The following is a 23,630-nucleotide window of genomic DNA, read 5'->3' on the forward strand; positions in this document are numbered from 1 at the left end:
CACGCATTGGCCATCGTCGTCGATACGAGTCTCTTCACTACTATTGCAGGATCATCATGATCGAACGTCCGCTCCCGTTGCTGCTCGTCGCGGCCTTGGCACTCAGTGCCTGTGCGACAAAAACCGCGCCGCCGACCCCAGACAGGCCGAGCGCGGCTGAGCTGAACGCAATGAACGGCCGCACTGGCGTGGACACAGCTCCGATCAGGCCGGTTGAGCGCTCGCCACTCGATGATCCATCGAGCCCGGTCTACCGCAAGGTGATCTACTTCGATTATGACGCCTCTGAGATCAAGCCGCAGTATGCTGATCTGCTCCGTGCGCATGCCTATTACATCTTTAATACGCCGGGCGTACAGGTGACGCTTGAGGGCCATAGCGATGAGCGCGGGACGCGCGCGTACAACCTGGCCCTGGGGGAGCGGCGCAGCCAAGCGGTGCAGCGTTTCATGGTGGCAGAGGGCGCACCGAGCGAGCGGCTGAGCACCCTGAGCTATGGTGAGGAGCGTCCTGCCGATCCGCGGCGGAGTGAGGGTGCCTGGCAACAGAACCGTCGCGTTGAGCTGGTCTACACAGATTAAGAGGCACGACAGCATGCTGCATTCCCATCATCGCGCGAGGCCGGCCGGATGCGTCATTGGATGCTTGCTGGCACTAGCCGTTTGTTTCATTCCCACGACCTCTGCCCTGGCCGCTGACCCGGCGTTAGAGGCGCGCATGTCCCGGATCGAGCGAATGCTCAACGAGCGTTCGCTCTCCGATCTGGTGCTGCAGATCCAGCAGCTTCAGCAGGAGGTGCAGGATCTGCGCGGACAGGTTGAGACGCAGCAGTATCTACTGCGCCAGAAAGGCATCATGCCGTCTTCCTCGTTGGGCACAGAGGAGGCGATAGGGCGAAGCGGAATCGGCGCTGCGGCCCTCGGTGATGGAGGCGCGTCTTTCGGCACCACTGATCCCTTCAGTGCTCGTATTCGAAACCCAAGCTCACTGTCGTCCAATCCTGCGCTTGAGGAGAGCCTTGGCCGTGATACTGATGCCTCTGGTAACAGCACATTCGTGCTGCCCGGGCAAGCAGCGGACTTGCGGTCGCAGCCGCAAGGCTCGGCCAATGCTGGCATGCTGGCACTTCCCGCCCCCGAGACCGCTGCCGGTGGCGAGCGCGATCTCTACCGCGATGCCTTCGAGCTGCTCAAGGCGCGCGACTACCCAGCCGCGCGCACGGCCTTTAGTGAAATGGTTGAGCGTTATCCGCAGGGGCAGTTTGCCGATAATGGCCGCTACTGGCTGGGTGAGATCGGCTATGTGACCCAGGACTACGCCTCCGCGCAAGTCGAATTTGGCCTCTTGGTCCGCGAGTACCCGTTGAGTCCGAAGGTGCCGTCTGCGATGCTGAAGTTGGGTTATGTCGCCTATGAGCAGGATGAGCTGAGCGACGCCCGCAGCGTGCTCGAGGAGGTGGTGCGCCGGTTCCCAGAGACCACCGAGGCCCGGCTCGCCCAGGGTCGCCTTGATCGCATGCAGCGTGAGAGGCAATGACCCCTAGGTCGACTCCAGCCTTGATGATTGATTTCGAACGCGATCCCCGCTGGGATCGCCTCACTCCGCCGATATCGAGGAGCTTCTGATGGATATCGCTCAAGCCAATGACGAGCTCGGTATCCCGGGCGCGCTTGCGATCTGCGAAGGCAGCGGTGGTCTGCCGCTGATCCATATCGACAATGCCCACGCTAGTGCGTCGATCTCGGTGCATGGGGCGCAGGTGTTGTCGTACTGCCCAGTGACGGCGAAGGATGATCTGCTGTTCGTCAGCCGCCAGGCCTACTTTCAGCCAGACAAGGCGATCAAAGGCGGGATTCCGGTCTGCTGGCCCTGGTTTGGGCCTGATCCAGAGCAGCGAGGACGGCCCGACCACGGTTTCGTGCGCGACCGCAGTTGGCAGCTGTTAGCCACCGAGGCGCGGGTTGACGGTGCCACGCGCGTTCTGCTCGGGCTGCGGGATGACGAGAGCAGTCAGGCCTTGTGGCCAGATCCCTTCTCGCTCGAGCTCGAGATCACTGTCGGCGAGACATTAGAGCTGGCGCTGGTGACGCATAACACGGGCGAGGCATCTTTCACGATCACCCAGGGGCTGCACGCCTATTTTGGCTTGGGTGATGTGCGTAAAGCGCAGGTGCTCGGCCTTGCCGGCCATGATTACATCGATAAGGTCGCGGATGGCACGCGCGCCACCCAGTCTGGGCCGATCAATATCGATGGGCCGGTCAATCGCATCTATCTGGACACCACGGATACCCTGGTCATCGATGATCCAAGCCTCGGACGGAGTATCCATATCGAGCGCGAGGGCAGTCACTCCGCGGTGGTCTGGAATCCCTGGATCGAGCAGTCGCGTGCGATGGGTGACTTTGCTGATGACGAATACTTGCGCATGATCTGCGTCGAGACCACCAACGCCGCTGAGGATGCCGTGACCCTTGGTGCCGGCGAGCGTTATCGACTCAGTTCCAGCTATCGCATCCACCAAGCGTGAGATGCTAGCGCCTCAACAGCGAGCCAACGAGGGTCATTGGCAGCAATGGCTAGACTGGTCCACGGAGCAGGGCATTGCCCTGCCTGCCGATCCGGCCTTCGCCGAGGCACGGGCGCGCGTTTGGGAGGGTAGCGAGTTTGTCGCGCTGACCTGTGCGCGTGATCCGGGCACCTTTGCCGGATTGCTCGAGACGGGTGATCTGAGGCGGTCATTCGGCGCCGGGCGCATCGCGGAACAGCTGCGAGCAGCCCTCGCCGATGTCACCGATGAGGAGACGTTACAGCCTGCGCTGCGCCGCTTCCGACGCCAGCAGATGCTGCGTATTCTGTTCCGCGACCTGGCCGGCTGGGCCGCGCTTGACGAGACCCTCGAAGACCTGACCGCACTCGCTGACAGCTGCATCCGCGAGAGTCTGCGTCTGCTCGAGCAGTGGACCCGTGCCGAGCTCGGTGTGCCGCAGGATGGCCACGCCAGGCCGCAGTCGCTGCTGGTGCTGGGCATGGGCAAGCTGGGTGCGCGTGAGCTGAACCTGTCGTCGGATATCGACCTGATCTTCGCCTTTCCGAGCGCTGGCCGCGTCGAGGGTGGTCCGCGCGAACTGACGGCCGAGCAGTTTTTTAGTCGACTCTGTCAGCGGTTGGTGAAATCGCTCAATGCCAAGACCGTGGATGGCTTCGTCTTCCGCGTCGACACGCGCTTGCGGCCATTCGGCGATGCCGGTCCGCTGGCGATGAGCTTCGATGCGATGGAGGGCTACTACCATTCACAGGCGCGTGAATGGGAACGCTATGCGATGACCAAGGCGCGGGTGGTCGCTGGTGAGCCCGAGGCACGTGCCGAACTCGAGGCCATGCTGAGGCCCTTCGTCTATCGCCGCTATCTCGACTTTGGCGCCATCGCCTCGCTGCGCAACCTCAAGGTGCTGATCGACCGTGAGTTACGGCGCAAAGGCATGGCCGACAACATCAAGCTCGGCCCTGGTGGTATCCGCGAGATCGAGTTTATCGGCCAATCCTTCCAGCTCATTCGCGGTGGACGCGAGCCGGATCTGCAGATCCGGCCCATTCAGCAGGTGTTGGCGCTGCTCGGCCAAAAGGGCTTGCTCGACACCGAGACCGTCAGCGAGCTGACCGAGGCCTATCGTTTCTTGCGCTTGACCGAAAACCGTCTGCAGGCGTGGCGTGATGAGCAGACACATTCATTGCCATCGGCGCCGGCGGCTCGCGAGCGGCTGGCGCGCTCGATGGGCTACCAAGACTGGGACCGCTTTGAAGCGGTCCTGAACGCGCATCGAGCGCGCGTTCAGCAGCATTTTGATGCCGTCTTCGCCGATCCCGATGAGCCGGTCCACACCGCGACCTCAGTCTCCTCGCTATGGGAGCGAGCGCCGGAGCCGGCAGAGGCGATCGCCCTGTTGCAAGCGGCGGGCTTCGACGATGCCGAGGCGGCTTGGCAGCAGCTGCTGGATTTCCGCGATACCGCTGATCGCAAAGGGCTGTCGACCCGCGGCGTCGCTCGCTTGGGGCTGGTGATGCCGCGGCTGCTCGAAGAGGTCGCGACCTGCGGGGCGGCTGATCAGACGCTGAGCCGTGTGCTCAAGGTGCTAGAGGCCGTGCTTGGGCGGACGGCCTACCTCGACCTGCTTGCCGAACATCCGGATGCGCTGCATCAGCTGGTCCGGCTCAGCGCCAAGAGTCCCTGGTTTGGCGAGCGCACCGCGCGCCAGCCGCTGCTGCTCGACGAGCTGCTCGACCCGCGCCGGCTGTTCGAGCCGCTTCGCCGCGCCAATCTGGAGCAGGAGCTTGATCAGCTGCTGTCCGGCGTCGATGCCAGCGACCTCGAGCAGCGTATGGAGCGTTTACGGCAGTTTGCCCAAGGTAACCGGCTACGGGTTGCCGCGGCCGACGTGACCGGCGCCATCCCGCTGATGGTGGTTAGCGATTACCTCACCGAGATCGCTGAGGTAACGACGTCGCGCAGCCTAGAGATCACCTGGCAAGACCTGGTCGAGCGGCACGGCTGTCCGCCTGGGACGGCTCAGGCCTCTTCCGGCTTCAGCGTGATTGGTTATGGCAAGGTCGGCGGTATCGAGCTCGGCTACAACTCCGATCTAGACCTTGTCTTCCTCTACGACGAGGCGACCGCCGGCAAGATGACGGATGGCCCGCGGCCGGTCGTCAGCGAGCAGTTCTATGTTCGGCTCGGCCAACGGCTGATCCACGTGATGACCACGCCGACCTATTCTGGCGTGCTCTATGAGGTCGACATGCGCCTGCGTCCGGATGGCAATAAGGGCATGATTGCGCGCTCGCTGGCCTCATTTGCCGATTATCAGGCCGAGAGTGCCTGGACCTGGGAGCATCAGGCGCTGGTGCGTGCGCGGCCGATTGCGGGGGATCAGGCGCTCGCTGAGCGGTTTAGGCAGGTGCGCGCCGAAGTGCTACAGCGACGGCGTGATCCAGAGCAGTTGCGCGAAGAGGTCCGTTCCATGCGCGCCAAGATGCGGGCCAATTTGGATAAGACCCGGGCGGGCTGGTTCGATCTCAAACAAGGTGCTGGTGGTATTGCTGACATCGAATTTATGGTCCAATACGCGGTTCTCCGCTGGGCCTGCGATCATCCCGACCTGACGACCTGGACCGATAATATCCGGCTGCTTGAAATGTTGATCAAACAGGGGCTGCTGGCAGCGTCGGTCGGCGCCAATCTGACCCTCGCCTATAAGGCCTTGCGTGCGGCCTATCACCGCCATGCCCTGCAAGATACTGCTGGACTGGTCGAAGATACTCAGCTCGGCCCGGAGCGGCAGTCTGTCATTGCTGCCTGGCAGCAGTTGATGGAGTCCAGCGCACGGTGACGTTGGGCTCGGGCTGGATTGACCTAGGGTTGCACCAGCGTTGCACCAGGGTTGCAGTGCCTTCGGCCGATCGTACTCTCACAACGCCTGCGCTGCGCGGGCCTTCGGAACTGGAGTTTCATAACGATGACGATGACGATGCACGATCGTGATGGTCTCATTTGGCATAACGGCGAGGTAGTGCCCTGGCGTGAGGCTCAAGTGCATGTGCTGACCCACACGCTGCACTATGGCATGGGTGTGTTCGAAGGCGTTCGCGCCTATGCGACCGCGCGCGGTCCTGCGATCTTTCGTCTGCGAGATCATACGCAGCGCCTATTCAACTCGGCGCATATCCTCGGCATGCGAATCCCCTATGACCGCGAGACCATTGACGAAGCGCAATGTATTGCCGTGCGCGAGAATGGGCTGAGCTCGGCCTATATACGGCCGATGTGCTTCTACGGGTCTGAGGGCATGGGGCTGCGCGCCGACAATCTGCGTGTTCACTGCATCGTTGCTGCCTGGGATTGGGGCTCGTATCTGGGTGAAGAGAACATGACCAATGGCATCCGCGTGCGCGTCTCTTCCTTTACCCGACATCATGTCAATGCCACCATGTGCCGGGCCAAGGCCAATGGGAATTACATGAACTCGATGATGGCCTTGCAGGAGGCGATCCGCGACGGCTACGACGAAGCCCTGCTGCTCGATGCAGAAGGTTATGTCACCGAGGGCAGCGGCGAAAATGTATTCCTAGTGCGCGATGGCGTGCTCTATACGCCGGAGCTGACCTCGGCGCTGGATGGCATTACCCGGCGCACGATCATGACGTTCGCTGATCAGATCGGCCTGCAAGTGGTGACCAAGCGGATAACGCGCGACGAGGTCTATATCGCCGACGAGGCCTTCTTCACCGGCACCGCAGCCGAGGTCACGCCGATTCGCTCGGTCGACGGCCGTGAGATCGGTGCGGGCATGCGTGGTCCCGTGACTGAGCGCCTGCAGTCGATGTATTTCGATGTGGTGCAGGGCAATAGCGAAGCCCACGCCGACTGGCTCACCTATCTCTGACGACAAGTTGTTAAGCGAGCAAGAACCTATGGACGAGCAAATCGTCGATCCTGCACTCGATACTGCCGATGTCAAGCCGCCGCCACAGGATACCGAGGTGCGCTTGGTGACGCTAAAAGATCTTCCTCTCAGCTGTCCACTCCCCGGGGACGAGGTCTGGAACATGCACCCACGGGTCTATCTGCCGATCGATGACGAACCGAGCGGCGAGCTGACGTGCCCCTATTGTGGAACGCGCTATCGGTTGCAGCGGAACTAATCCCGGTCAATTTCCCCCGGCAACCATCAGTTTCTTCCCGATAAAATGGGCAGCAATGCCCACGAGTGTGCATAGTGTTATTCCCCATAGGATATCGACGAGCACGATCTTTATCGGCCAGTCTGGCAGCGTTGCACGATTGGTAAACTCATAGGTTGCATAGGTAAAAAAGCCAAAACCGGCCGCTGCAACGGCTGTCTTTCGCACCGAATCGGCCGCCAGCCCAGGCAAAACGGCAAACAGCAGGATGCCGGCGATATAGATCAGGTAAAAGATGATTGCCGCTACCCAGTCCACCTGATCAGCGAGCAGATGGCTGAGGTTGCCGTGATAAAAGTCGCGCGCAACAACCCCGAGCCAGAGCATATCGAGCAGAAAAAACAGCGGCACGGTCAGTAGGTAAAGATTGATGTAGAACACAGCGGGCGACCTCATGGTGGATCAACATGGCGGACCAAGAATAGGCAAGTGTTTACCGTCGATTGGTTAGCATAACGGATGCTCGCGCTGGGTTCTGGCTTGACTTTTCCTTATTTGCGTTTAAATTAATATGGGTGACCAAGAGTAAGCCGCTGGAACAGCGTATCCGGCAGCACCAATAACGCCAATAGGCTTGATCAGTCGTCCTGCCATGCTGTTGCCTGACACAAATAGGGTAGTTCGCTGAGCGATCTGCTGAGCGATCTGCTGAGCGATCTCAGGCTGCGCCAGCGCCTGTTTATACAAAAAAGACTTGGCAGCATTTGCCGCTGTTCGAGCTGATCAACAGGGTTACGAGCCGCCCAGCAAGTGTCATGCGCTTGCTGGGCGATGTGTTTTTTGATTCATCCGCCCCGGAGGCGATTAGTGGAATATCAACATCTTTCGGCCGAAGAGCTGAAAACTCAGATCGAGCAGACCAAACAACGAGAGGCCGAGTTACAGAAGGCACTCAACCAACGCTGGCAGGCCGAAAAGTCTGAGCTGGCTCAGGAGGTTCGCGACATCATTGAGTCTCGTGGACACGATGTCGAGGAGATTTTCAGCCATCTGATGCCATCTTCGCGACGCCGTCGCGCTGGCAGCGGAGTCAAGAAGGCGGGTAGCGGAAACTACACGCGCTATGTCGATCCGGAAAACCCGAACAATGTCTACTCCCGTGGTGTGCTACCGCGCTGGATGAAGGAAAAGATGGCAGCCTTGGGTCTGGATTCAGGTAAAAAAGACGACCGCGAGTCCTTCAAGACCAATCATCTTCAGCCTGTTCAGGATTGAGTACAGCGTCGCTTATGCGGCGGAGTGGGGTAGGGATACCCTGCTGCTTGAGTGCAGCGCCAGCTTGGCACGGTCGTACAAGATGTCGATCAACGCCTCATCCTCGCCGACCAATCGGGAAATGCAAATCTCCAGGTTGGGAAATTGCCGCTGAGCCTCCTGACAGATTGAAGCCACATCGCCATGCCTTCCGGCATGGCGTCCTGGCCCAATGAATTGCATGCCAACCACGACTTGGGCCTCAGGCTCTGAGGCGCCAATCGTGGCCAGTGCCTCCTCGAGCAAGGCGCCGTTGAAGGCGTATTCAGGCCCAGGACGTCGCTCCATTGCCGCTTCGCCGAGTCGGTAATCCCCATCTGCTAAACCCTGAAGCTCGGCTGTCAGCCAGCGCCGGACCGCGGTGACCTCTGGAATGGGCGATCCGTGATCGACCACGAGTGCATGGGGTGGTTGCTTGTTCGCAGTTGCCTGGCTCAGCCCGTGGATTGCTGTGCGAATGGCGCGGTCAAGGATCATCGCGAGCCGCGGTTCGCCGTTTGGCAATGGACAGAGTTCGTCGGCGACTGCGACCTGCACCGGATATCCGGCTGCGCTGACCTGTGCGGCTGTTTCCGGGATCAGCTTGGTTAAGGCGCGACTCAGTCCAAAGAATAGCGGCACTGCAAGAAAATCTTTGTGGCCCTCAGCGGCCTTGCGCGTAAGAAAGGTTTCCAAAATATCAGCTGGACGGCCGCCGAGTTGATCTGCTGGCACCTTCGAGGAATGCAACAGTGAGACCGGGTGAACCGGGAATCCGAGCTTGTGTGCGAGCGCCGCGCTGAGGCGTCGCAGGGCGATTGTCGCCTCGGCGCGGCGGGAGCCGTTATCGACAAGCATGATGGTCGTCATTCGGGGGCATTCTCCTGCGGCAGCGTGGATTCGCGGCAGCAGCGAGAGGCTGCCGCAGGCCAGGAAGGTCGCGGCACTCGGCGCGCTCTTCAATGGTGAGGCTGGAATGGAGGCGACAGCATCATGGCGCCAGCATGGTGACGCCGGTGCGCAGGCTCGTCTGACAGACTGGTTTGGGCTAATGTTCGAGGACCAACGCCTTGAGGCTAGGACGCGCGGACGGCGTCGAAGCAGACCACCGGCTCGTCGCCGACGACCTCGGCGGTATGCATCATGTGCTTCGGTATGACGACAACATCACCAGCCTCTAAAACGGCCTCTTGGCCTTGCATGGTGATCCGAAAGCATCCGGATAAGATGGCGTCGATCTTGTCATCGGCGTGATCGTGGGCGGGAAAGAACATGCCCGGCGAGTAGACGTAGCGGCTGACCTTATAGCCGCGCCGCTCGAGCTTATGGCGCAGTGCGAGTTCAGTGAGCGGCCCATCCTGATCAGAGTGCCAATGTTCGATCTGCATGCGATTCTCTCAGTCAGATACCGATGCGGTATCGGCCCAAAGGTTTAAGTGTAGTGTACGCAATAAGGATTGATGAAGGGCTTGATGAAAATCCTGATGAGGCTCGGTCTGAAATGTCTTTCGACGCAACCTTGAGGAGGTCTGATGAAGGCGATCCAGATGCGTGAGCCCGGTGGGCCAGATGTGTTAACACTGGTGGAACTGCCGGCGCCGGAGATCCGCTCGGCAACTGAGGTCTTGGTCCGCCTTGAGGCGGCCGGGGTCAATCCCGTTGATACCAAGATACGCGCGCGCGGTACCCTGGTGCCCGAGACCCTGACGGCGGTGCTGGGTTGTGATGGTGCTGGCGTGGTCGAGGCCGTTGGCGAGGGCGTCACGCGCTTTCAGCCCGGCGATGCGGTTTGGTTCTGTCATGGGGGACTAGGTGGACCGCACGGCAATTATGCCGAGTATATCGTTGTCGACGAGCGTATCGCTCAGCCTAAGCCGGCGTCACTCGATTTCGTCCAAGCCGCTGCCGCCCCGCTCGTTCTGATCACGGCTTGGGAAGCGCTCTATGATCGCGCTGCACTCCATGCGGGACAACGCGTTCTGATCCACGCCGGTGCTGGCGGTGTTGGCCATGTCGCGATTCAGCTCGCCTGCCTGGCTGGGGCTCGGGTTGCAACCACGGTGAGCAGCGCGGAAAAGGCGCGTTTTGTGCAGGATCTCGGCGCCGATTACACGATCAACTACCGGGAAGAGTCGCTCCGCGATGGCCTTGCCGACTGGACCGAGGGCCGCGGTGTAGATGTTGCGTTCGACACCGTTGGGCCGGCCGTCTTCCGCGAGACCATCCCGTTGATGGCGGTTTACGGAGACTTGGTGACGATCCTCGATCCCGGTCCTGATCTCGATCTGAAAGAGGCGCGTAACCGCAACCTGCGCCTCAGCCTCGAGCTGATGTTGACCCCGCAGCTTGGTGGTTTGACGGATGCCCTCGACCATCAAGGCGAGATCCTGCGTCGCTGTGGTGAGCTGTTCGACGCTGGCAAGCTGCGCATTCAGGTTGCCGAGAGTTTCCCGCTCGAGCAAGCGGCCGCTGCACACCGTCGGCTCGAGGCCGGTGGCGCGATGGGCAAATATGTCCTACGCATGAGCTGAGCGACCGATGTCGGAGTCCACCGAGAAGTGGGAGCAAGCCGTGACAGAGCAAGCCGTGACAGAGCAAGCCGTTCTGGAACAAGCCGAGCGAGACCAAGGCCTGCTAGGGCAGTCCTTGCGAGATCAGGCGGTTCCCGAGCAAGCCTCGGCAGACGATGTTTTGCTAAATCCGGCCGCGCGAGATCAGACCGGGCCAGCCCTGCCGCGCCCGCCCAAGTCGCTGCTGCGGCAGGTCGGTCGCGCAATTGCGGACTTCGGCATGATCCGCGACGGCGACCGCATCCTGCTCGGGGTTTCGGGCGGTAAGGATTCGTTGTCTCTGCTTGAGGTGCTGCGGCATCTTCGCAGCTACGCCCCGGTGCGCTTCGAGCTTGCGGTGTTGACCATCGACCCTGAGGTGCCTGGTTTTGATCCCGCGCCCCTCACCGACTGGTACCAGCAGCGCGGCTTGCCCTGGTACTACGAGCGGCAGCCGATCATGGAACAGGCACGCGCGCACATGGACGGCGATTCATTTTGCGCCTACTGCGCCCGGATGAAGCGCGGCATCATGTATCGACTCTGCCGCGCTCACGGCTATAACGTCCTTGCGCTCGGGCAGCACCTCGACGACCTTGCCGAGAGCCTGATGTTGTCGATGTTTCATGGTGGCCAGTTGCGGACCATGAAGGCGCATTACCGCAACGACGCCGGCGACGTCCGGATCATCCGGCCGTTGGTCTATTGCCGCGAGCGGCAGATGCGTGACTTCGCCCTTCATGCCGGGCTGCCAGTGGTGCCCGACAGCTGCCCGGCCTGCTTTCAGATGCCGACCCGACGCGAGCACATGAAGGCGCTGTTGGCGCGCGAAGAAGCCGATCATCCACAGCTGTTTGCCAGCCTGCTTCGCGCCATGCGTCCGCTGCTGCGTGAGGGGCCGGTCGACTGAGCCGGTTTGCCGCTTGCTGTCGCGGCCTCGATTTGCCCGGCTTGTCACAGAATCAGACGGGATGGCGCAGAAAAAAACGAAATTTCGACTAGGCTTAGCGTGAACCAAGCGCTCCATCGTCCTGAGTGGCGAGGCGCTATCTTGAGTCAGCAAATATGATACCGGGGCGCTTGAGTTGAAGCGCGGGCGGCCCGGTCATCAAAGATGGTTGGTCGGCCATCATGGCCCGGAGGCCCAGCAATGATCACTGCCGAGCGTCGTGCGACGCCAATCTCCGAGCCGCCCCGCTTTGAGGTCGCTGAGGAGTGTGTGGTCTTCGCGCTCTGCGCTCAGACCTACGCCGTTGCCGCAGACCGGCTACTGAGCTGCTTGTCCCTGCCGCGCCTGACCGCGCTCGATGATACTCCGCCTTATCTGATGGGCGCCTTCGATCTTCGTGGTGTGCTCGCGCCGGTAGTGAGCCCGGCCGTGCTCGGAGGTGCGCCGTTGCAGCCTGCTGCCAGCAGTGATCTCCTGATCGTGCTTGAGGCAGATGGTGACCCACTCGCATTGCATGCGGATACCCTGCTTGGGATCGAGCCGCTTTGTGCTCAACCCTGGGACCGTCGACCGGTCTCGGCAGGCACCTTGCAGATCAGGTTGAGTGGCGGTCGGGCGCAGTTTATCGATCCATCGCTGATCGAGCTGGTCGCTGACACACAAGGCTCGGCAGATCAGTCCGCCGATGAACGCTTGCTGGATTTTGAGCGCGAGCTTGATGCCAGTGCCCTGGCCTTGCTGGAGAGGCGCGCCGAGCGTTATCGGAGCTTGGCGCGGGTCGTCAGTGGTCACCGCCGATGGGCTAAGCTGAATGCTTAGTGGCTGTCCACTTTCTACTTACCGATGATCGCTCAACACTGGCCATAAAAATCGGGAAGAAGTTGATGGATACTTTCTTAGCTGCGCCAACCCTCTAGGATCGCCAGGCAACGCTGGTTGAGGTTCCGCGCCCGCTCGGGGCTGTCGGCCTCAGTGTAGGCCCGCAGCTCCGGCGCATTGCCGGACGGGCGCAGATGCAGGATATCTCCACTGGCTAGTGTCATACGGATGCCGTCGGTCTGATCGACCTCCACAACCGGCCCAAACTCAGCGCTGAAGACCTGATCGAGGGCGGCACGATCGGCGGCTAGGTTGCCGGTCTGGAAGGCGGCAAAGCGCTCCGCGCTCAGCGTCGTCGGGAACTCTTTGAGGCGATCGCTGTAGGTAAAGCGCTGCGGGAGTGACTTGGCGAGCGCCGACAGCGGTTGCTGGTGAGCGCGCGCGGCGCCGATCAGCGTGACCGCGACGATCACCGCATCCCGTGTTGGCAGCGCTGGCAAGACGCGGCCTTCGCGCTCAAGGTCGGAGTCGGTCAGGAAACCGCCGTTCGCCTCATAACCAACCACCGGAGCGATCCCCCGCGCCGACAATGATTGCATGCCGGCGATCACATAGGGTGAGCCGATGCGGGTGCGCAGTGTCTCGCTGAACCAGCCGCTGGCTTCTAGTGCGGTATTGGAGCTGATCGGCGTTACCACCGCGGCGGCGCCTAGGGCCTGTGCGCAGAGCACTCCAGCGATATCGCCGCGTAGCCACGCGCCCTGCTCGTCGCCGACCAGGGGGCGGTCGCCGTCGCCATCGGTTGAGACCAGCGCCGCGAGCCGCCCGTCTGCGGCCCAGGCGCGGGCGAGGGCGATATCTTCGGCCCGGATCGCTTCGGTGTCGACCGGCAGGAAGGTCTCGGAGAAGCCGAGGCGCTCAACCTCGGCGCCGAGCCCGGTGAGAATCCGAAATAGGGCATCGCGAGCGACGCTGGAGTGTTCGTAGAGGCCAATGCGCAGGCCGGCGAGCCAGTCAGCCGGGAAGAAGTCGAGATAGCGTGCGATATAGTGCTCGAATGCGGCCGGATTCTCCGGCGGCAGGGCACTGTGCTGCGGGTCGGTGAAGGCGCCAGCCGCGTCGAATAGCCCATCGGGTAGCACGATCTGCTGCGCTCGAATGCCTTCCTCATCTGCCTTCAGGATCTCTCCGCTGCGCAGATTGAACTTGATGCCGTTGCGGTCATCGGGGATATGACTGCCGGTCACCATCATCGTCGGCCAACCCTGGGCGATGCCATAGGCCGTGACGGCTGGCGTTGGGATACGGCCGAGGTAATGGGCTTTGCAGCCGCAGTCGCTGACCGCCTTGGCGCAGGCGCCCAGGATGCGCTCTGTGCTAGCGCGAAAATCGCCCGCAAGTCCGATATCGGCGCCTACCGATAAGGCTCCCGTGCCGAGCAGGTGGCGCAAGAAGCCTTGCGCATAGGCGTAACAGACCAGATCGGTCATGTCCTCGACGCGGCCCCGTGCGCCGCTCGTACCGAACTTAACGCCGGTTTCGGCCATCAAGTTGCCAATTTGCATGATGCGCTCTCCCGCGTGCTTCTCTCGTCGCTCGAATTCCGCCATTCTATACGCTTGATGGCGATTGTCTCGGGTCTTCCGTGGTTACTGTGCCCGGCGGCCACTGACGTCGCTTTCTCGCTCCCGGCAACCGTGATATGGTCGCCGCGTCCTTCAATCCCTAAAGCAACCTAAGATGAGGAGTACCACCACGATGTCTAAGAAATACTTTTTTCTGTCGGCCGTATCGGCCATGGCGCTGACCCTGAGTCTTGGCAGCGCTGCGCTGGCCCAAGAGGCTGCGGCCCCGGCGGCCCCAGCAGCGCCTGAGACCGCGCCCAGCGCTGAAACCGCGGCCCCCGAGCAGGCCGCCGCGTCGGAGGCGCCATCTGCCGATGCGATGGAAGCCATGCGTGCCGAGATGCAGCAGCGCTACGAAGCGGCGATGGCGGAACGGGCAAAGCGCGTCGAGGAGATGCGTGCTAAGGCCGAGCAGCGTCGTAAAGAGATGCTCGAGCGCTATGAGGCCTATCGCGAGACCATTGAGGCCATGAGCGAAGAGCAGAAGGAGGCGATTGCGGCCCTCTTTGGTGGTGCGGCTCAGCAGCCTGAGCGGCCGCCGATGCCGCCGATGGGACCTGGCTACGGTCAGCCTCCTCATGGCGGTGGATACGGCTACGGACGCGGCTATCCTGGCCGGGGTTATCCGATGCACCCGCACTGTGGGGAGATGGGCGCTGACTGCCCGCGCATGCACCGGATGCCGCCGATGATGATGCGCGATATGCCTGAGATGCCGGAGATGCCCGCCATGCCGGACATGCCGCCGATGCCAGAGCGTCCGGCCATGCCAGAGATGCCTGCTGCACCGGGCGTTGGTCCAGCAGCTTCGAGCAACTGATCAGCTACCGCTTGGCGGTTTCGAGACCCGACCGACCCAGTGGCGCCGCGGCGTTCTTGCCGAGGTGCGCTTGGGGCGGGTCTCGGGGCTGCCGTCGGTCCCTATCGTTGTCTTTTGTCGGAGTCCGGCATGACCCTGATTCGCAATCTGCTCGCGTTGATCGGCGCGTTGACCTTGGTCGTTCTGCTCGCCGCCGCGATCTGGCTCGGTCCACGGCTCGCCAGTTTTGACCCGAAGTTCCTGCCGACCTACTCCACCTTCGCTGCAAATCTCCTCGCCACCGGCGACCCCGGCGGCGCTATGATGTGGTCGGTGCCGGTCGAAGATGGGCTGAGTGTCGATGAGGTGATCGATTCGCTTAAGAGCCTGGCGACCACGAATAATCTGCTCTTCGTTGGCGAATCGCCCTTTTATCAGCAGGTCGAGGCGGTGACGGGTGAGCCTTATCGCTACGTCAATTTCCTCTCGTTCTGCGATGCGCAAGTCGGCAAGCTGATGCTCGAGTACCGCAACCACTACAGTGGTTTCATGCCCTGTCGGATTGCATTGGTCGAAGACCGCGAGGGCCAGCTCTGGTTGTTCTCGATGAACCTCGATTTCATGATCTACGGCGGCAAGGAACTTCCCGCCGAGCTGAAGCAGGAGGCTATCAGCGTTCGCGATACGTTACGTGGGATGATGGAAGGCGCTGCAGCTGGGGAGTTCTGAAGCCTTTTGCGCGTTCCTCGTAGACGACTGATACGGGCGCTCAAACAGGGTGAGATAGGCCTAAGTGGCTGCCCATGTTGTACTTCTCGAAAATCGCTCACCATGGGCCATCAAATCGGGAAGACGTTGATGGACAGTTACTAAGTGCAGTTCTAAGTGCAGTCACATGCGCTGGGCGGCTAAGTGTTCGGTGTGGTTGCTAGGTCAGCTTCTGCAACGGCTGCGGATGCCTGGGCTGGTAGGCCGAGCCAGTTCATGACCTGGTCTTGTGCTTGGTTTAGGCCAAGCCGGCTGACCGCGGAGAAGGCTATTACCTGAACGGGCACTGGCGCGGCGGAGAGTGCCTTGCGGACCTCGTTGAGGTTGCGCGCAATCCCGCTACGCTTGAGCTTGTCGGCCTTGGTCAGCAGCAGCAGAAGTGGCAATCCGGCGGCGATGCCCCAGTCGATCATCTGCTGGTCGATAGCCGTCAATGGGTGGCGGATATCCATCACCACGACCAGTCCCTTAAGCGAGCTGCGGCGCTCGAGATAGCGCTCCATCAGCTGTTGCCAACGCCGTTTGATCGTGAGTGAGACCTTGGCGAAGCCGTAGCCGGGGAGGTCGACCAGCCGGCGCTCGTCGTCGAGCCGAAAGAACACCAACTGCTGTGTGCGCCCCGGCGTCTTACTCGTGCGCGCGAGGCCGTTTTGATGACAGATCGCGTTGATCGCGCTCGATTTTCCCGCATTCGAGCGGCCTGCGAAGGCGACCTCATAGCCACTGTCATCCGGGGTTGCAGCCAGGTCCGGCGCGGAGCTGAGGAAGACCGCGCGCTGGAAGAGCGGGTTGGTGATCGGCTCGTTCATGCGCTGCGTACCCAATGTCCGCTGCGCCCACCCTGCTTCTCGAGCAGTCGAACCTGATCGATGACCATGCCGCGGTCGACAGCCTTGCACATGTCGTAGATCGTGAGCAGTGCGATCTGCACCGCGCACAGGGCTTCCATCTCAACCCCGGTGCGACCGCGCGTTGCGACCGTCACGCGGCAGAAGACGGCGGCGGTGGTGTTGGCTGTCGGCTGCTGCACTTCAAAGCTGCAATCGACCTTGGTCAAGGCCAATGGATGGCAGAGCGGGATCAGATCCGCGGTGCGCTTGGCGCCCATGATGCTGGCGATGCGGGCGATGCCGAGCACATCGCCCTTGGCATGACCGCCTTGCTCGATCAGACGCAGTGTCTCCGGCTGCATCCGGATGCAGCCCTCAGCTTGCGCGATGCGCTCAGTCTCCGGCTTGGCGCCGACATCGACCATCTGCGCCTCGCCGGCGCGGTTGAAATGCGTCAGTTCGTTCACGTCGCCTGCCAGTTTGATCAGAAGATGGCGAAACCATAGCACGGGCAACTAACGCGTTGGCGTTGATCGACTACTATTAAGCGAGGTGGTCGACTTAGGCGAGGTGGTCGACCGCGTTGCATTGCACTGGCTGCCGATGCGCTGGTCAGCGCTGGTCAGCCCAGGTCCAGCTGCACCGATCTCGCTTTTTCGATCTCTGGAGTGCCGTATGAGCCTGACGCTGATCATCGTCCTGGTTGTGGCCCTGATCATCGGGCTCTACGCGGGTGCCATCTACAACAACTTGGTGCGATTGAAGCATCAGGTCGCCAAGGCCTGGTCGAATATCGATGTCGTGCTCAAGCAGCGTCACGATGAGCTGCCGAATCTGGTCGCGGTCTGCCGTGAGTACATGCGCTACGAGCAAGAGACCTTGCAGCGCGTTGTCGAGGCGCGCTCGGCGGTCTCGTCGGCGCGCCAGCGCGGCGATGTGCGCGGTGTCGGTCAGGCCGAGGATGCTTTGCGGAGTGGGCTCGGTCAGCTCTTCGCGCTGGCGGAGCACTATCCAGACCTCAAGGCCAACGCCAGCTTTCAGCAGCTCTCGCAGCGGATCTCTTATCTCGAAGACAGCATTGCCGACCGTCGCGAGCTCTATAACGATAGCGTCAACGTCAACAACATGCGTATCGAACAGCTTCCGGATCTGTTGATCGCCCGCCTGTTCGCCTTCAAGCCCGTCGAGTTGTTGCAGTTCGCCGAGGCGCGCGAGGCGGTTGATGTGCGAGGCCTGTTTGGACGCCACTGAGCTGGCCGGCTCGATGCGGACAGCTGAACCAGCGGGCTCGGGCGTGAATCGATGCCAGACTGCTTGATCAACCTGGCTCAAAGTGCAGATTCGGGGGGCTTCTGGATAGCCGTTCTATTCGGCCTCGGCGTTGGCGGGCTGCTGCTACATCAAGGCCTCAGCGCCTTCTGGAGACTGCGTCTGATCCACGACACACCCACCGCACGGGTGCGCTCGGCGGCGCAGGGCTACGTTGAGTTGAGTGGACATGCGCGGCCAGTGCGTGCGCTCGTCCCGGCGCACCTGACCGGTATCCCTTGTTGCTGGTATCGCTGGCGGATCGAGCAGCAGCGCGGCAGCGGGCGCAGTCGCAAATGGGTCACCATTGAACAGGGTGAGGCCGAGCATGGCTTCCTGCTTGAGGATGATAGCGGCCGTTGCGTGGTTGAGCCCAAGGGTGCCAGCATCCGCTGTCGGTTGACTGAGCGGTGGTACAGCCGCATCAAAGGTGGCGGCCGCTCGGTAACGTTCGGTCTAGCCGAGGTCATCGGTCTCGGCGGGCGCTACCGGATGGTCGAGGAGCGCGTCGCCGAGGCCGATCCGGTCTATGTGCTCGGTCATCTGGAAACGCCGCGGCGTGGTGGGCGCGAGCGAGAGGCCCTGATCCGCCAGCTACTGCTGCGCTGGAAGCGGGACCCCGTCCGCCGAGCGCAGCTCGATCGCAATGGCGACGGCGAGATCGACATCTCTGAATGGGAGCAAGCACGAGCCTTTGCGGCCTGGCTCGCCAATCAAGCCGAGCGCCGCGTTGCCTTACAGCCGGTGCTGCCGCGCATTGGTGCAACCAAAGAGGCCCGCCAACCGTTCTTGATCTCGACCGCAGGCGAGGAGGCCCTTGTCGGCCATTCCCGCTGGCAGGCGATAGGCGGTACCCTCGGTAGCGCATTGATCGGCGTTGCTGCGTTTGCTGCGATCGCGGCCCGGCTTGGTGCGGAATGACTCGTGGCACCGGATGGCAGTCGGACACAAAAAAGCCGGCGCGAGGCCGGCTAAGTGTTTGAAATCTTGGAGGCTGAGGTCGGAATCGAACCGGCGTCCACGGCTTTGCAGGCCGCTGCATAACCACTCTGCCACTCAGCCAGACCGCCTAGTTTAAGAGGAATCGCCAAGCTTGTCACGCTGGAGATTCGCTTTCGGTTTGGCCGTTAGCCGCCGCTCGCGTTACCATGACGGGTGTCCGCTTTGGCTCTTTGGCTCCTTGAGCGAGCCGTTAAGCGTCCGCCTACCCTCTTCGCCCTCGTAGCTCAGCAGGATAGAGCAACCGCCTCCTAAGCGGTAGGTCACAGGTTCGAATCCTGTCGAGGGCGCCATATGGACTTCCTACCCTAACCACGATCGCCATCGAGCGCTGAGGTTGCTGCGTTTGAGCGGTCCGCGTAAAAGACGACGAAGCGCATCGCTCGCGGAATCACTGGCTAGGCAGCGATACTTTGGGCCGTATAGGTGAGACCGTTACTTCGGTTTGAGCATGAGCACTGTACCAGATCGTATTTCACTGACTGCTCAGGTTGATCGATTGCTGCTAGAGCAGGGCCGGCTAGAGCCGCTGGAGCTATTGTTGGCACTCGACCTGCTGGCCTACGAAGACTACGAGGCGTGGCGCAGCGGTGGCCGTGCTGATCTGCAAGGCGCCTTGCTCGCCGACCCTGACGAGGTGGTCGCAATCCTGCAACTGGCTGCCAGCCACGCCAGCGGTCAGGGCTTGGTGCCTAGCCCGTTGGAGTATCGCGGCTGGAGTGGTCATAACAGCCGGCTGAACCTGGGCTCGAACCAACGGTTGATCCAAGCCTGTGCTGAGGCATTCGCGCCCGCGGAGGATCGCCTTCAACTCGACCTATTCCATGACTCGACTGGGCTGCTCATCGAAAACAGCCTTCGCAATGCGCTCGGTGCGCGGCGCATCGATGACGCGCGCGATCTTATCGGCGAATTGATCCGCCATGATCCCCGACACGCCGGCCTGCAAGGTTATCTGCGGCTGATGCAGGCCGTCGACGATGACATCGATGACATCGATGATGGCGACAATGATGCGGTGCAGGCGGATTCGGCGAAGCTGCAGCCATCAGGCACCCTCGATGCCGCCGACCGGCTCGCGCAGCTCGACGCCTTGGAGTCAACCGCCCGCGATCTTCTTGGCCACCGAGCCCGCGACTTCCTCACCGTCCTCTGGGCTGGGCTCGCGGAAAAGCTCGCTGGCATCGATTACAACCCCGCCTCACCGCGACTGCACGCCAGCCACGCCTGGCTGCGGGCGCAACGCTGGGACGCGGTCCGGAGCGCGATCGAGCAGGAGCCTAACTGGCGTTGGCACCCGGATCTGGTCACGCTGCATGCTGAGGCTGCCTGGCGTCGTCGCGACCCCGTCAGTGCGCGTCAAGACTGGGCCTGGCTCTGCTGGGAACATCCGCACCACGTGGAACCTCAGCTTGTGGCGGCGACGCTGCCGGATCGTCACCTGTGCGAACTCTGGAGCAGGTTCGAAGACATGGATACTGCGCTTGAGGTCGAGGAGTTTCCCGCCTGGCTGCTCCTGCACGATCGCAGCGCAGCCGTCGCCGTACCGCCGGACCGGGCCCCAGATGATGAACGTGGCGCGCTGTACAGCGTGCTGCACCGCCTGGTTAGCGGCGAGGACAACATCGAGCTGCGTCGCCAACTCGACGATATGCACCCCGCTATGTTGCGTCTGTTTCTCGCCAGTCGTCAGACGAGCCAGACGTTGTCAGCCTGAGCCACACTCTGACGCGGATTTGAGCCTAACTCGGCGGCGGCTGATCATGAGCCCATGGCCGCGGATCATGTGCCATGACCGATGACTGGCGCTGACCGCGACGACCGCGACGGGATTGAGGAGCCGTTGCGCCTTCGATCAGCGCGCGGGAGACTTCGACCATTGCCTCCTGAGTGCCCGCGAGCTGTAGGTCGGTCCGGTACTTGCCATCGATGATCAGGGCGGGGACGCCGACGATCTCGAAGCGTTCGGTTAACGCGGCCGCTTGCTGCACCTGATGTTTGACCTCGGGCGAATGGTAGGCCGCTCGAAAGGCGTCGGCATGGATGCCGATCTCGCGTGCAAAGTTGATTAAGTCGGCTTCGGTCATGATCGGGCGGTGCTCGTCCTGCATGGCCCTGGCGAGGGCCTGATGGAAAGGCTCCAGGGCTCCAAGTGACTCCGCAGCGTAGTACGCACGGGCATGGGGCTTCCAGCGCGGCGCCACCGCTGGCATGCGGCGGAAGCTCACCTGCCCATGCGTCTCGTCGATCAAAGGCTTGAGTTGATCCTCGAGCTGACCACAGCTTGGGCAGCCGTACCAGAAGACCTGAATCACCTCGACCGCGTTATCAGCCGCGTTATCAGCGCCCGTCGTCTGTGGGTCGCTCAGGGTCGCGTAACGCTGGCGTTGATCTTCGGAAGACGCAGCTGAGGCGGCAGTTAGGGTGAAGAACAGGGTGAAGAACGGGCCCAGGAACAGGGCCAGCACACGAAAGGCAGGAGGCGAGCGACGCATGGGCACGAACCGTCTGTTTCGGGGAGCATCGCGCGAGTCTAACGCGGTATCCTGACCCGCTGTTAGACCGATTCTCCCGTCCGTGCCGGTGCGCTCGTCTCCTGTTGAGTCGTCGAGAGTCCGGGATTCCTGCCGCAGAGGCCCTCCGTTCAGATGTCTTACTGTGCGCCATCGATGCGAATCAATCGCATCCGACCCTACTGGCTGATGCCCGTCTCACTGTTGCTGCTGTGGGCGCTGCCAGGACTAGCAGGTCAAGCGTTGATGCTTGCGAAGGAGGCCGAGGTCATGCAGGCAGAGGCAGCCAGTCCTGAAAAGCACCGAATCCTAGTGCTAAATTCCTATAATCTAGGCTATTCCTGGACCGATAATGAGGTTGCGGCGATTCAGGACTTCTTTGCTGATGATCCTAGCATCATCTTGCAGATAGAATTCATGGATACGAAAATGACCAATTCGCCTGAGCATTTTTCCAACCTGCTCACACTCTACCAGCACAAGTATCGTGATTCTACCTTCGACGTCATTATCGTGACTGACGATGACGCCCTCGATTTTGTCCGCGATTATGGCGCGAGCTTATTTCCTGATGTGCCTGTTGTCTTTGCCGGCATCAATAATTTTGGGAGCGGCCAGATTGCCGGTATGCATGCGGTGACGGGCGTCAACGAGGAGGCGGACTTTATCGCTAATCTAGAGCTCATTACAAGGCTGCAACCGGATGTGGAAGACATCTATGTCATTACTGATGAACTGACGGCAGGGCTGATGATTCGGCGAGAGTTCGAGGCCGCGGCTGCTGAATTTAAAGATCGTCTGCGGTTCCATTTCTTGAATGATTTAACCCTCGATGAAGTGCTTGCCAAGGTCGCGACCTTGGAGCCAACCGCGGCCGTGTTCTACCTCACCTTCTTCCAAGATGCGACTGGCAAGAGTTTTACCCCATGGGAGGTGCTGCCGCGGATCTCAAGCAGTTCAGCCGTGCCATTGTATGGTCAGGTCGACTATATGTTGGGTAAGGGGGTGCTTGGCGGCAAGGTCAAGACGTCCTATTACCAAGGCCAGGCTGCTGCGGCATTGGCGGCTCGGATCATCGCAGGGGAGCTTGCCGAATGCATCCCAATTGTGATGGAAAGTCCGAACATGTATATGTTCGATTACGAGCAGATGCAGCGGTTCGGTATCCCAAAGCGGGCGCTGCCGAAAGAGCGCATTATCATCAACGAGCCGGAGACCTTTCTTTACCGATATCAAGGTCTTATCGCGATCGTTTCGCTGGTCTTTGTTGTGCTGTTAGGGTTTATCTTTATTCTGCTATTCAATATCCGTAGGCGCAAGCGCGCCCAAAAAGGCTTGCAGGATATCCTGGTCGCGATGTCGTCGGTGCTCGAGTTGGACTCGGCAGCAGAGATCAAAGAAGAACTCATCGAGATCATCAATCGCATCATCTTCCTGGATCACGCGGTCGATCAGGTGCGGATCTGCAACTACCATGGCAACCTGCGTGAGTATGACGCGAGTGCGTTACTCCCAGTTGGTGCCGAGGCGGCCCCGAGCATGTCCCAGCCCGGTGATGACCTGATTCGCACGGCGATTGAACAGGGCAGCAGTATCGTGCGCGGTCGTGAATGCGTGGCCCTGTTCAAAACACAAGGCCTCATGGGCAATGTCGTCTACCTCAAAGGCGACCGGTGCTTTGAGGATATCGATCAGGATCTGCTCGAGATCCTGACCAGCAACGTGTCAATGGCGATTGAAACGTTGGAGAAGAGCAAGATGCAGGAGGCGCTTGAGACCGCGCGCAAGATCCAGCTCAGCATGTTGCCGCATGCCTTCGAATCCGTCGCGGAGCCGTTTGGAGTGGATGTCCATGCGATGTTGCTGGCAGCCAAGGAGGTCGGCGGCGATCTCTACGATGTCTTCGCGATCGATGATGATCATCTGTGTATCGCCGTCGGCGATGTCGCCGATAAGGGTGTGCCAGCGGCCCTGTTCATGGCTGTAGCAAAGACCTTGATTCGCGCCAAGGCGGAACCTGGGTCAATGCCCGAGACCATCCTCGGCAAGGTTAACGCCGAGCTGCTGCGCGACAATGACCAGTGTCTGTTCGTGACCTTGTTCCTGGGGATCTACCAGCGCAGCACGCGAACGCTGAATTACGCCAACGGCGGCCACAATCCGCCATACTTGATCGCCGCCGATGGCACGCCAAGCGAGCTGCCGCTGTTGCCCGGGGTCGCGCTTGGGGTCGTCGAGGGCGTGGTCTATCGGTCCCAGCAGCATCAGTTTGCGCCAGGCGAGGCACTGTTTGCGTACACGGATGGGGTGACAGAGGCGGTGAATACGACCGGTGCCATGTATGGAGAGGAGCGTCTGAAGCATGTGCTCGCTGGTCTCGGTACGGCGGTTGCGACAACCATCGATAGCCGTGTGGTCGATGACGTCGAGCGCTTCTCGCGGGGCGCCGGCCAGGCCGACGACATGACCGTGATGACCCTACGCGTGCAGTAGGGACGGG

General features: G+C 61.3%; 23 protein-coding genes and 2 tRNA genes. 17 read left to right on the forward strand and 8 right to left on the reverse strand.

The genetic code is table 11. The annotated features are described in order from the left end of the window. Nucleotides 1-56 precede the first annotated feature (56 nt). From pal to CCR96_RS04480, 6 genes are all read left to right on the forward strand, one after another. Nucleotides 57-581 (forward strand): peptidoglycan-associated lipoprotein Pal, encoded by a 525-nt coding sequence (gene pal, locus CCR96_RS04455; RefSeq protein WP_201217836.1) that lies wholly within the window; start codon nt 57-59, stop codon nt 579-581. Nucleotides 582-717: 136 nt separating this feature from the next. Then, entirely contained in the window at nt 718-1,536 is an 819-nt protein-coding gene (gene ybgF / locus CCR96_RS04460) for a tol-pal system protein YbgF (RefSeq protein WP_207191855.1), read from the forward strand. Nucleotides 1,537-1,624: 88 nt separating this feature from the next. Further along, nucleotides 1,625-2,530 (forward strand): D-hexose-6-phosphate mutarotase, encoded by a 906-nt coding sequence (locus CCR96_RS04465; protein WP_201217837.1) that lies wholly within the window; start codon nt 1,625-1,627, stop codon nt 2,528-2,530. Nucleotide 2,531: 1 nt separating this feature from the next. Beyond that, the gene (glnE, locus tag CCR96_RS04470) at nt 2,532-5,387 is read left to right on the forward strand and encodes a bifunctional [glutamate--ammonia ligase]-adenylyl-L-tyrosine phosphorylase/[glutamate--ammonia-ligase] adenylyltransferase (RefSeq protein WP_201217842.1); all 2,856 of its coding nucleotides are present in this window, start codon (nt 2,532-2,534) and stop codon (nt 5,385-5,387) included. Between the two features lie 132 nt (nt 5,388-5,519). Then, nucleotides 5,520-6,440 (forward strand): branched-chain amino acid transaminase, encoded by a 921-nt coding sequence (locus tag CCR96_RS04475; RefSeq protein ID WP_201218209.1) that lies wholly within the window; start codon nt 5,520-5,522, stop codon nt 6,438-6,440. 28 nt (nt 6,441-6,468) lie between these two features. After that, nucleotides 6,469-6,699 carry a zinc-finger domain-containing protein gene (locus tag CCR96_RS04480; RefSeq protein WP_201217844.1) on the forward strand — a complete coding sequence of 77 codons (231 nt, stop codon included), beginning with the start codon at nt 6,469-6,471 and terminating at the stop codon, nt 6,697-6,699. A 6-nt stretch (nt 6,700-6,705) separates the two neighbouring features. On the opposite strand, the gene CCR96_RS04485 is transcribed toward CCR96_RS04480, so the two are convergent. Then, nucleotides 6,706-7,119, reverse strand: coding sequence for a DUF2177 family protein (locus CCR96_RS04485; RefSeq protein WP_338035808.1), 414 nt, complete (start codon nt 7,117-7,119; stop codon nt 6,706-6,708). A 426-nt stretch (nt 7,120-7,545) separates the two neighbouring features. On the opposite strand from CCR96_RS04485, the gene CCR96_RS04490 reads away from it, so the two are divergent. Next, nucleotides 7,546-7,953 (forward strand): H-NS family nucleoid-associated regulatory protein, encoded by a 408-nt coding sequence (locus tag CCR96_RS04490; protein WP_201217850.1) that lies wholly within the window; start codon nt 7,546-7,548, stop codon nt 7,951-7,953. Between the two features lie 12 nt (nt 7,954-7,965). On the opposite strand, the gene CCR96_RS04495 is transcribed toward CCR96_RS04490, so the two are convergent. Both CCR96_RS04495 and CCR96_RS04500 read right to left on the reverse strand, forming a co-directional pair. Beyond that, nucleotides 7,966-8,841: a sirohydrochlorin chelatase gene (locus CCR96_RS04495; RefSeq protein WP_201217852.1), complete on the reverse strand. Its 876-nt coding sequence runs from the start codon at nt 8,839-8,841 to the stop codon at nt 7,966-7,968. 206 nt (nt 8,842-9,047) lie between these two features. Next, nucleotides 9,048-9,359 (reverse strand): cupin domain-containing protein, encoded by a 312-nt coding sequence (locus CCR96_RS04500; protein WP_201217855.1) that lies wholly within the window; start codon nt 9,357-9,359, stop codon nt 9,048-9,050. A gap of 144 nt (nt 9,360-9,503) precedes the next feature. Here CCR96_RS04500 and CCR96_RS04505 point away from each other — a divergent pair, with 144 nt between their 5' ends. The 3 genes from CCR96_RS04505 to CCR96_RS04515 all read left to right on the forward strand — a co-directional run bounded on the left by CCR96_RS04505 (nt 9,504) and on the right by CCR96_RS04515 (nt 12,288). Next, on the forward strand, nt 9,504-10,502 hold the full coding sequence (locus CCR96_RS04505) for a zinc-dependent alcohol dehydrogenase family protein (RefSeq protein WP_201217857.1): 999 nt from the start codon (nt 9,504-9,506) through the stop codon (nt 10,500-10,502). A gap of 7 nt (nt 10,503-10,509) precedes the next feature. Beyond that, nucleotides 10,510-11,430 carry a PP-loop family protein gene (locus CCR96_RS04510; RefSeq protein ID WP_338035809.1) on the forward strand — a complete coding sequence of 307 codons (921 nt, stop codon included), beginning with the start codon at nt 10,510-10,512 and terminating at the stop codon, nt 11,428-11,430. Between the two features lie 240 nt (nt 11,431-11,670). Continuing rightward, nucleotides 11,671-12,288 carry a chemotaxis protein CheW gene (locus CCR96_RS04515; protein ID WP_201217860.1) on the forward strand — a complete coding sequence of 206 codons (618 nt, stop codon included), beginning with the start codon at nt 11,671-11,673 and terminating at the stop codon, nt 12,286-12,288. A 77-nt stretch (nt 12,289-12,365) separates the two neighbouring features. Here the strand turns inward: CCR96_RS04515 and CCR96_RS04520 are convergent, their stop codons facing one another. Further along, nucleotides 12,366-13,853, reverse strand: coding sequence for a phosphomannomutase (locus CCR96_RS04520; protein WP_201217862.1), 1,488 nt, complete (start codon nt 13,851-13,853; stop codon nt 12,366-12,368). 193 nt (nt 13,854-14,046) lie between these two features. On the opposite strand from CCR96_RS04520, the gene CCR96_RS04525 reads away from it, so the two are divergent. Continuing rightward, nucleotides 14,047-14,733 carry a hypothetical protein gene (locus CCR96_RS04525; protein WP_201217864.1) on the forward strand — a complete coding sequence of 229 codons (687 nt, stop codon included), beginning with the start codon at nt 14,047-14,049 and terminating at the stop codon, nt 14,731-14,733. A gap of 129 nt (nt 14,734-14,862) precedes the next feature. Then, nucleotides 14,863-15,441, forward strand: a complete 579-nt coding sequence (locus tag CCR96_RS04530) for a DUF302 domain-containing protein (protein WP_201217866.1) — start codon at nt 14,863-14,865, stop codon at nt 15,439-15,441. A gap of 179 nt (nt 15,442-15,620) precedes the next feature. Here CCR96_RS04530 and yihA read toward each other — a convergent pair whose 3' ends face one another. Together yihA and moaC are read right to left on the reverse strand one after the other, a co-directional pair. Further along, nucleotides 15,621-16,289: a ribosome biogenesis GTP-binding protein YihA/YsxC gene (gene yihA, locus CCR96_RS04535; protein WP_201217868.1), complete on the reverse strand. Its 669-nt coding sequence runs from the start codon at nt 16,287-16,289 to the stop codon at nt 15,621-15,623. After that, complete coding sequence (gene moaC, locus CCR96_RS04540) at nt 16,286-16,777, reverse strand: cyclic pyranopterin monophosphate synthase MoaC (RefSeq protein WP_201217871.1); 492 nt, start codon at nt 16,775-16,777, stop codon at nt 16,286-16,288. Before moaC ends, yihA begins: the two co-directional genes overlap by 4 nt. Before the next feature lie 208 nt (nt 16,778-16,985). Here moaC and CCR96_RS04545 point away from each other — a divergent pair, with 208 nt between their 5' ends. Together CCR96_RS04545 and CCR96_RS04550 are read left to right on the forward strand one after the other, a co-directional pair. After that, the gene (locus CCR96_RS04545; protein WP_201217873.1) at nt 16,986-17,561 is read left to right on the forward strand and encodes a LemA family protein; all 576 of its coding nucleotides are present in this window, start codon (nt 16,986-16,988) and stop codon (nt 17,559-17,561) included. A 51-nt stretch (nt 17,562-17,612) separates the two neighbouring features. Continuing rightward, nucleotides 17,613-18,539, forward strand: a complete 927-nt coding sequence (locus CCR96_RS04550; RefSeq protein ID WP_201217876.1) for a GIDE domain-containing protein — start codon at nt 17,613-17,615, stop codon at nt 18,537-18,539. Between the two features lie 67 nt (nt 18,540-18,606). Here CCR96_RS04550 and CCR96_RS04555 read toward each other — a convergent pair. Next, nucleotides 18,607-18,680: transfer RNA gene (locus tag CCR96_RS04555), tRNA-Cys, on the reverse strand. Nucleotides 18,681-18,833: 153 nt separating this feature from the next. Between CCR96_RS04555 and CCR96_RS04560 the strand changes: the two genes are divergently transcribed. After that, a tRNA-Arg gene (locus CCR96_RS04560) sits at nt 18,834-18,910 on the forward strand. A gap of 158 nt (nt 18,911-19,068) precedes the next feature. Further along, entirely contained in the window at nt 19,069-20,334 is a 1,266-nt protein-coding gene (locus CCR96_RS04565; RefSeq protein ID WP_201217878.1) for a hypothetical protein, read from the forward strand. A 25-nt stretch (nt 20,335-20,359) separates the two neighbouring features. On the opposite strand, the gene CCR96_RS04570 is transcribed toward CCR96_RS04565, so the two are convergent. Beyond that, nucleotides 20,360-21,112, reverse strand: a complete 753-nt coding sequence (locus CCR96_RS04570; RefSeq protein ID WP_201217881.1) for a thiol:disulfide interchange protein DsbA/DsbL — start codon at nt 21,110-21,112, stop codon at nt 20,360-20,362. A 174-nt stretch (nt 21,113-21,286) separates the two neighbouring features. Between CCR96_RS04570 and CCR96_RS04575 the strand changes: the two genes are divergently transcribed. Next, entirely contained in the window at nt 21,287-23,623 is a 2,337-nt protein-coding gene (locus tag CCR96_RS04575) for an ABC transporter substrate binding protein (RefSeq protein ID WP_201217883.1), read from the forward strand. Nucleotides 23,624-23,630: the final 7 nt, after the last annotated feature.

It is taken from the genome of Halochromatium roseum (assembly GCF_016653315.1).
GTDB lineage: Bacteria > Pseudomonadota > Gammaproteobacteria > Chromatiales > Chromatiaceae > Lamprobacter > Lamprobacter roseus.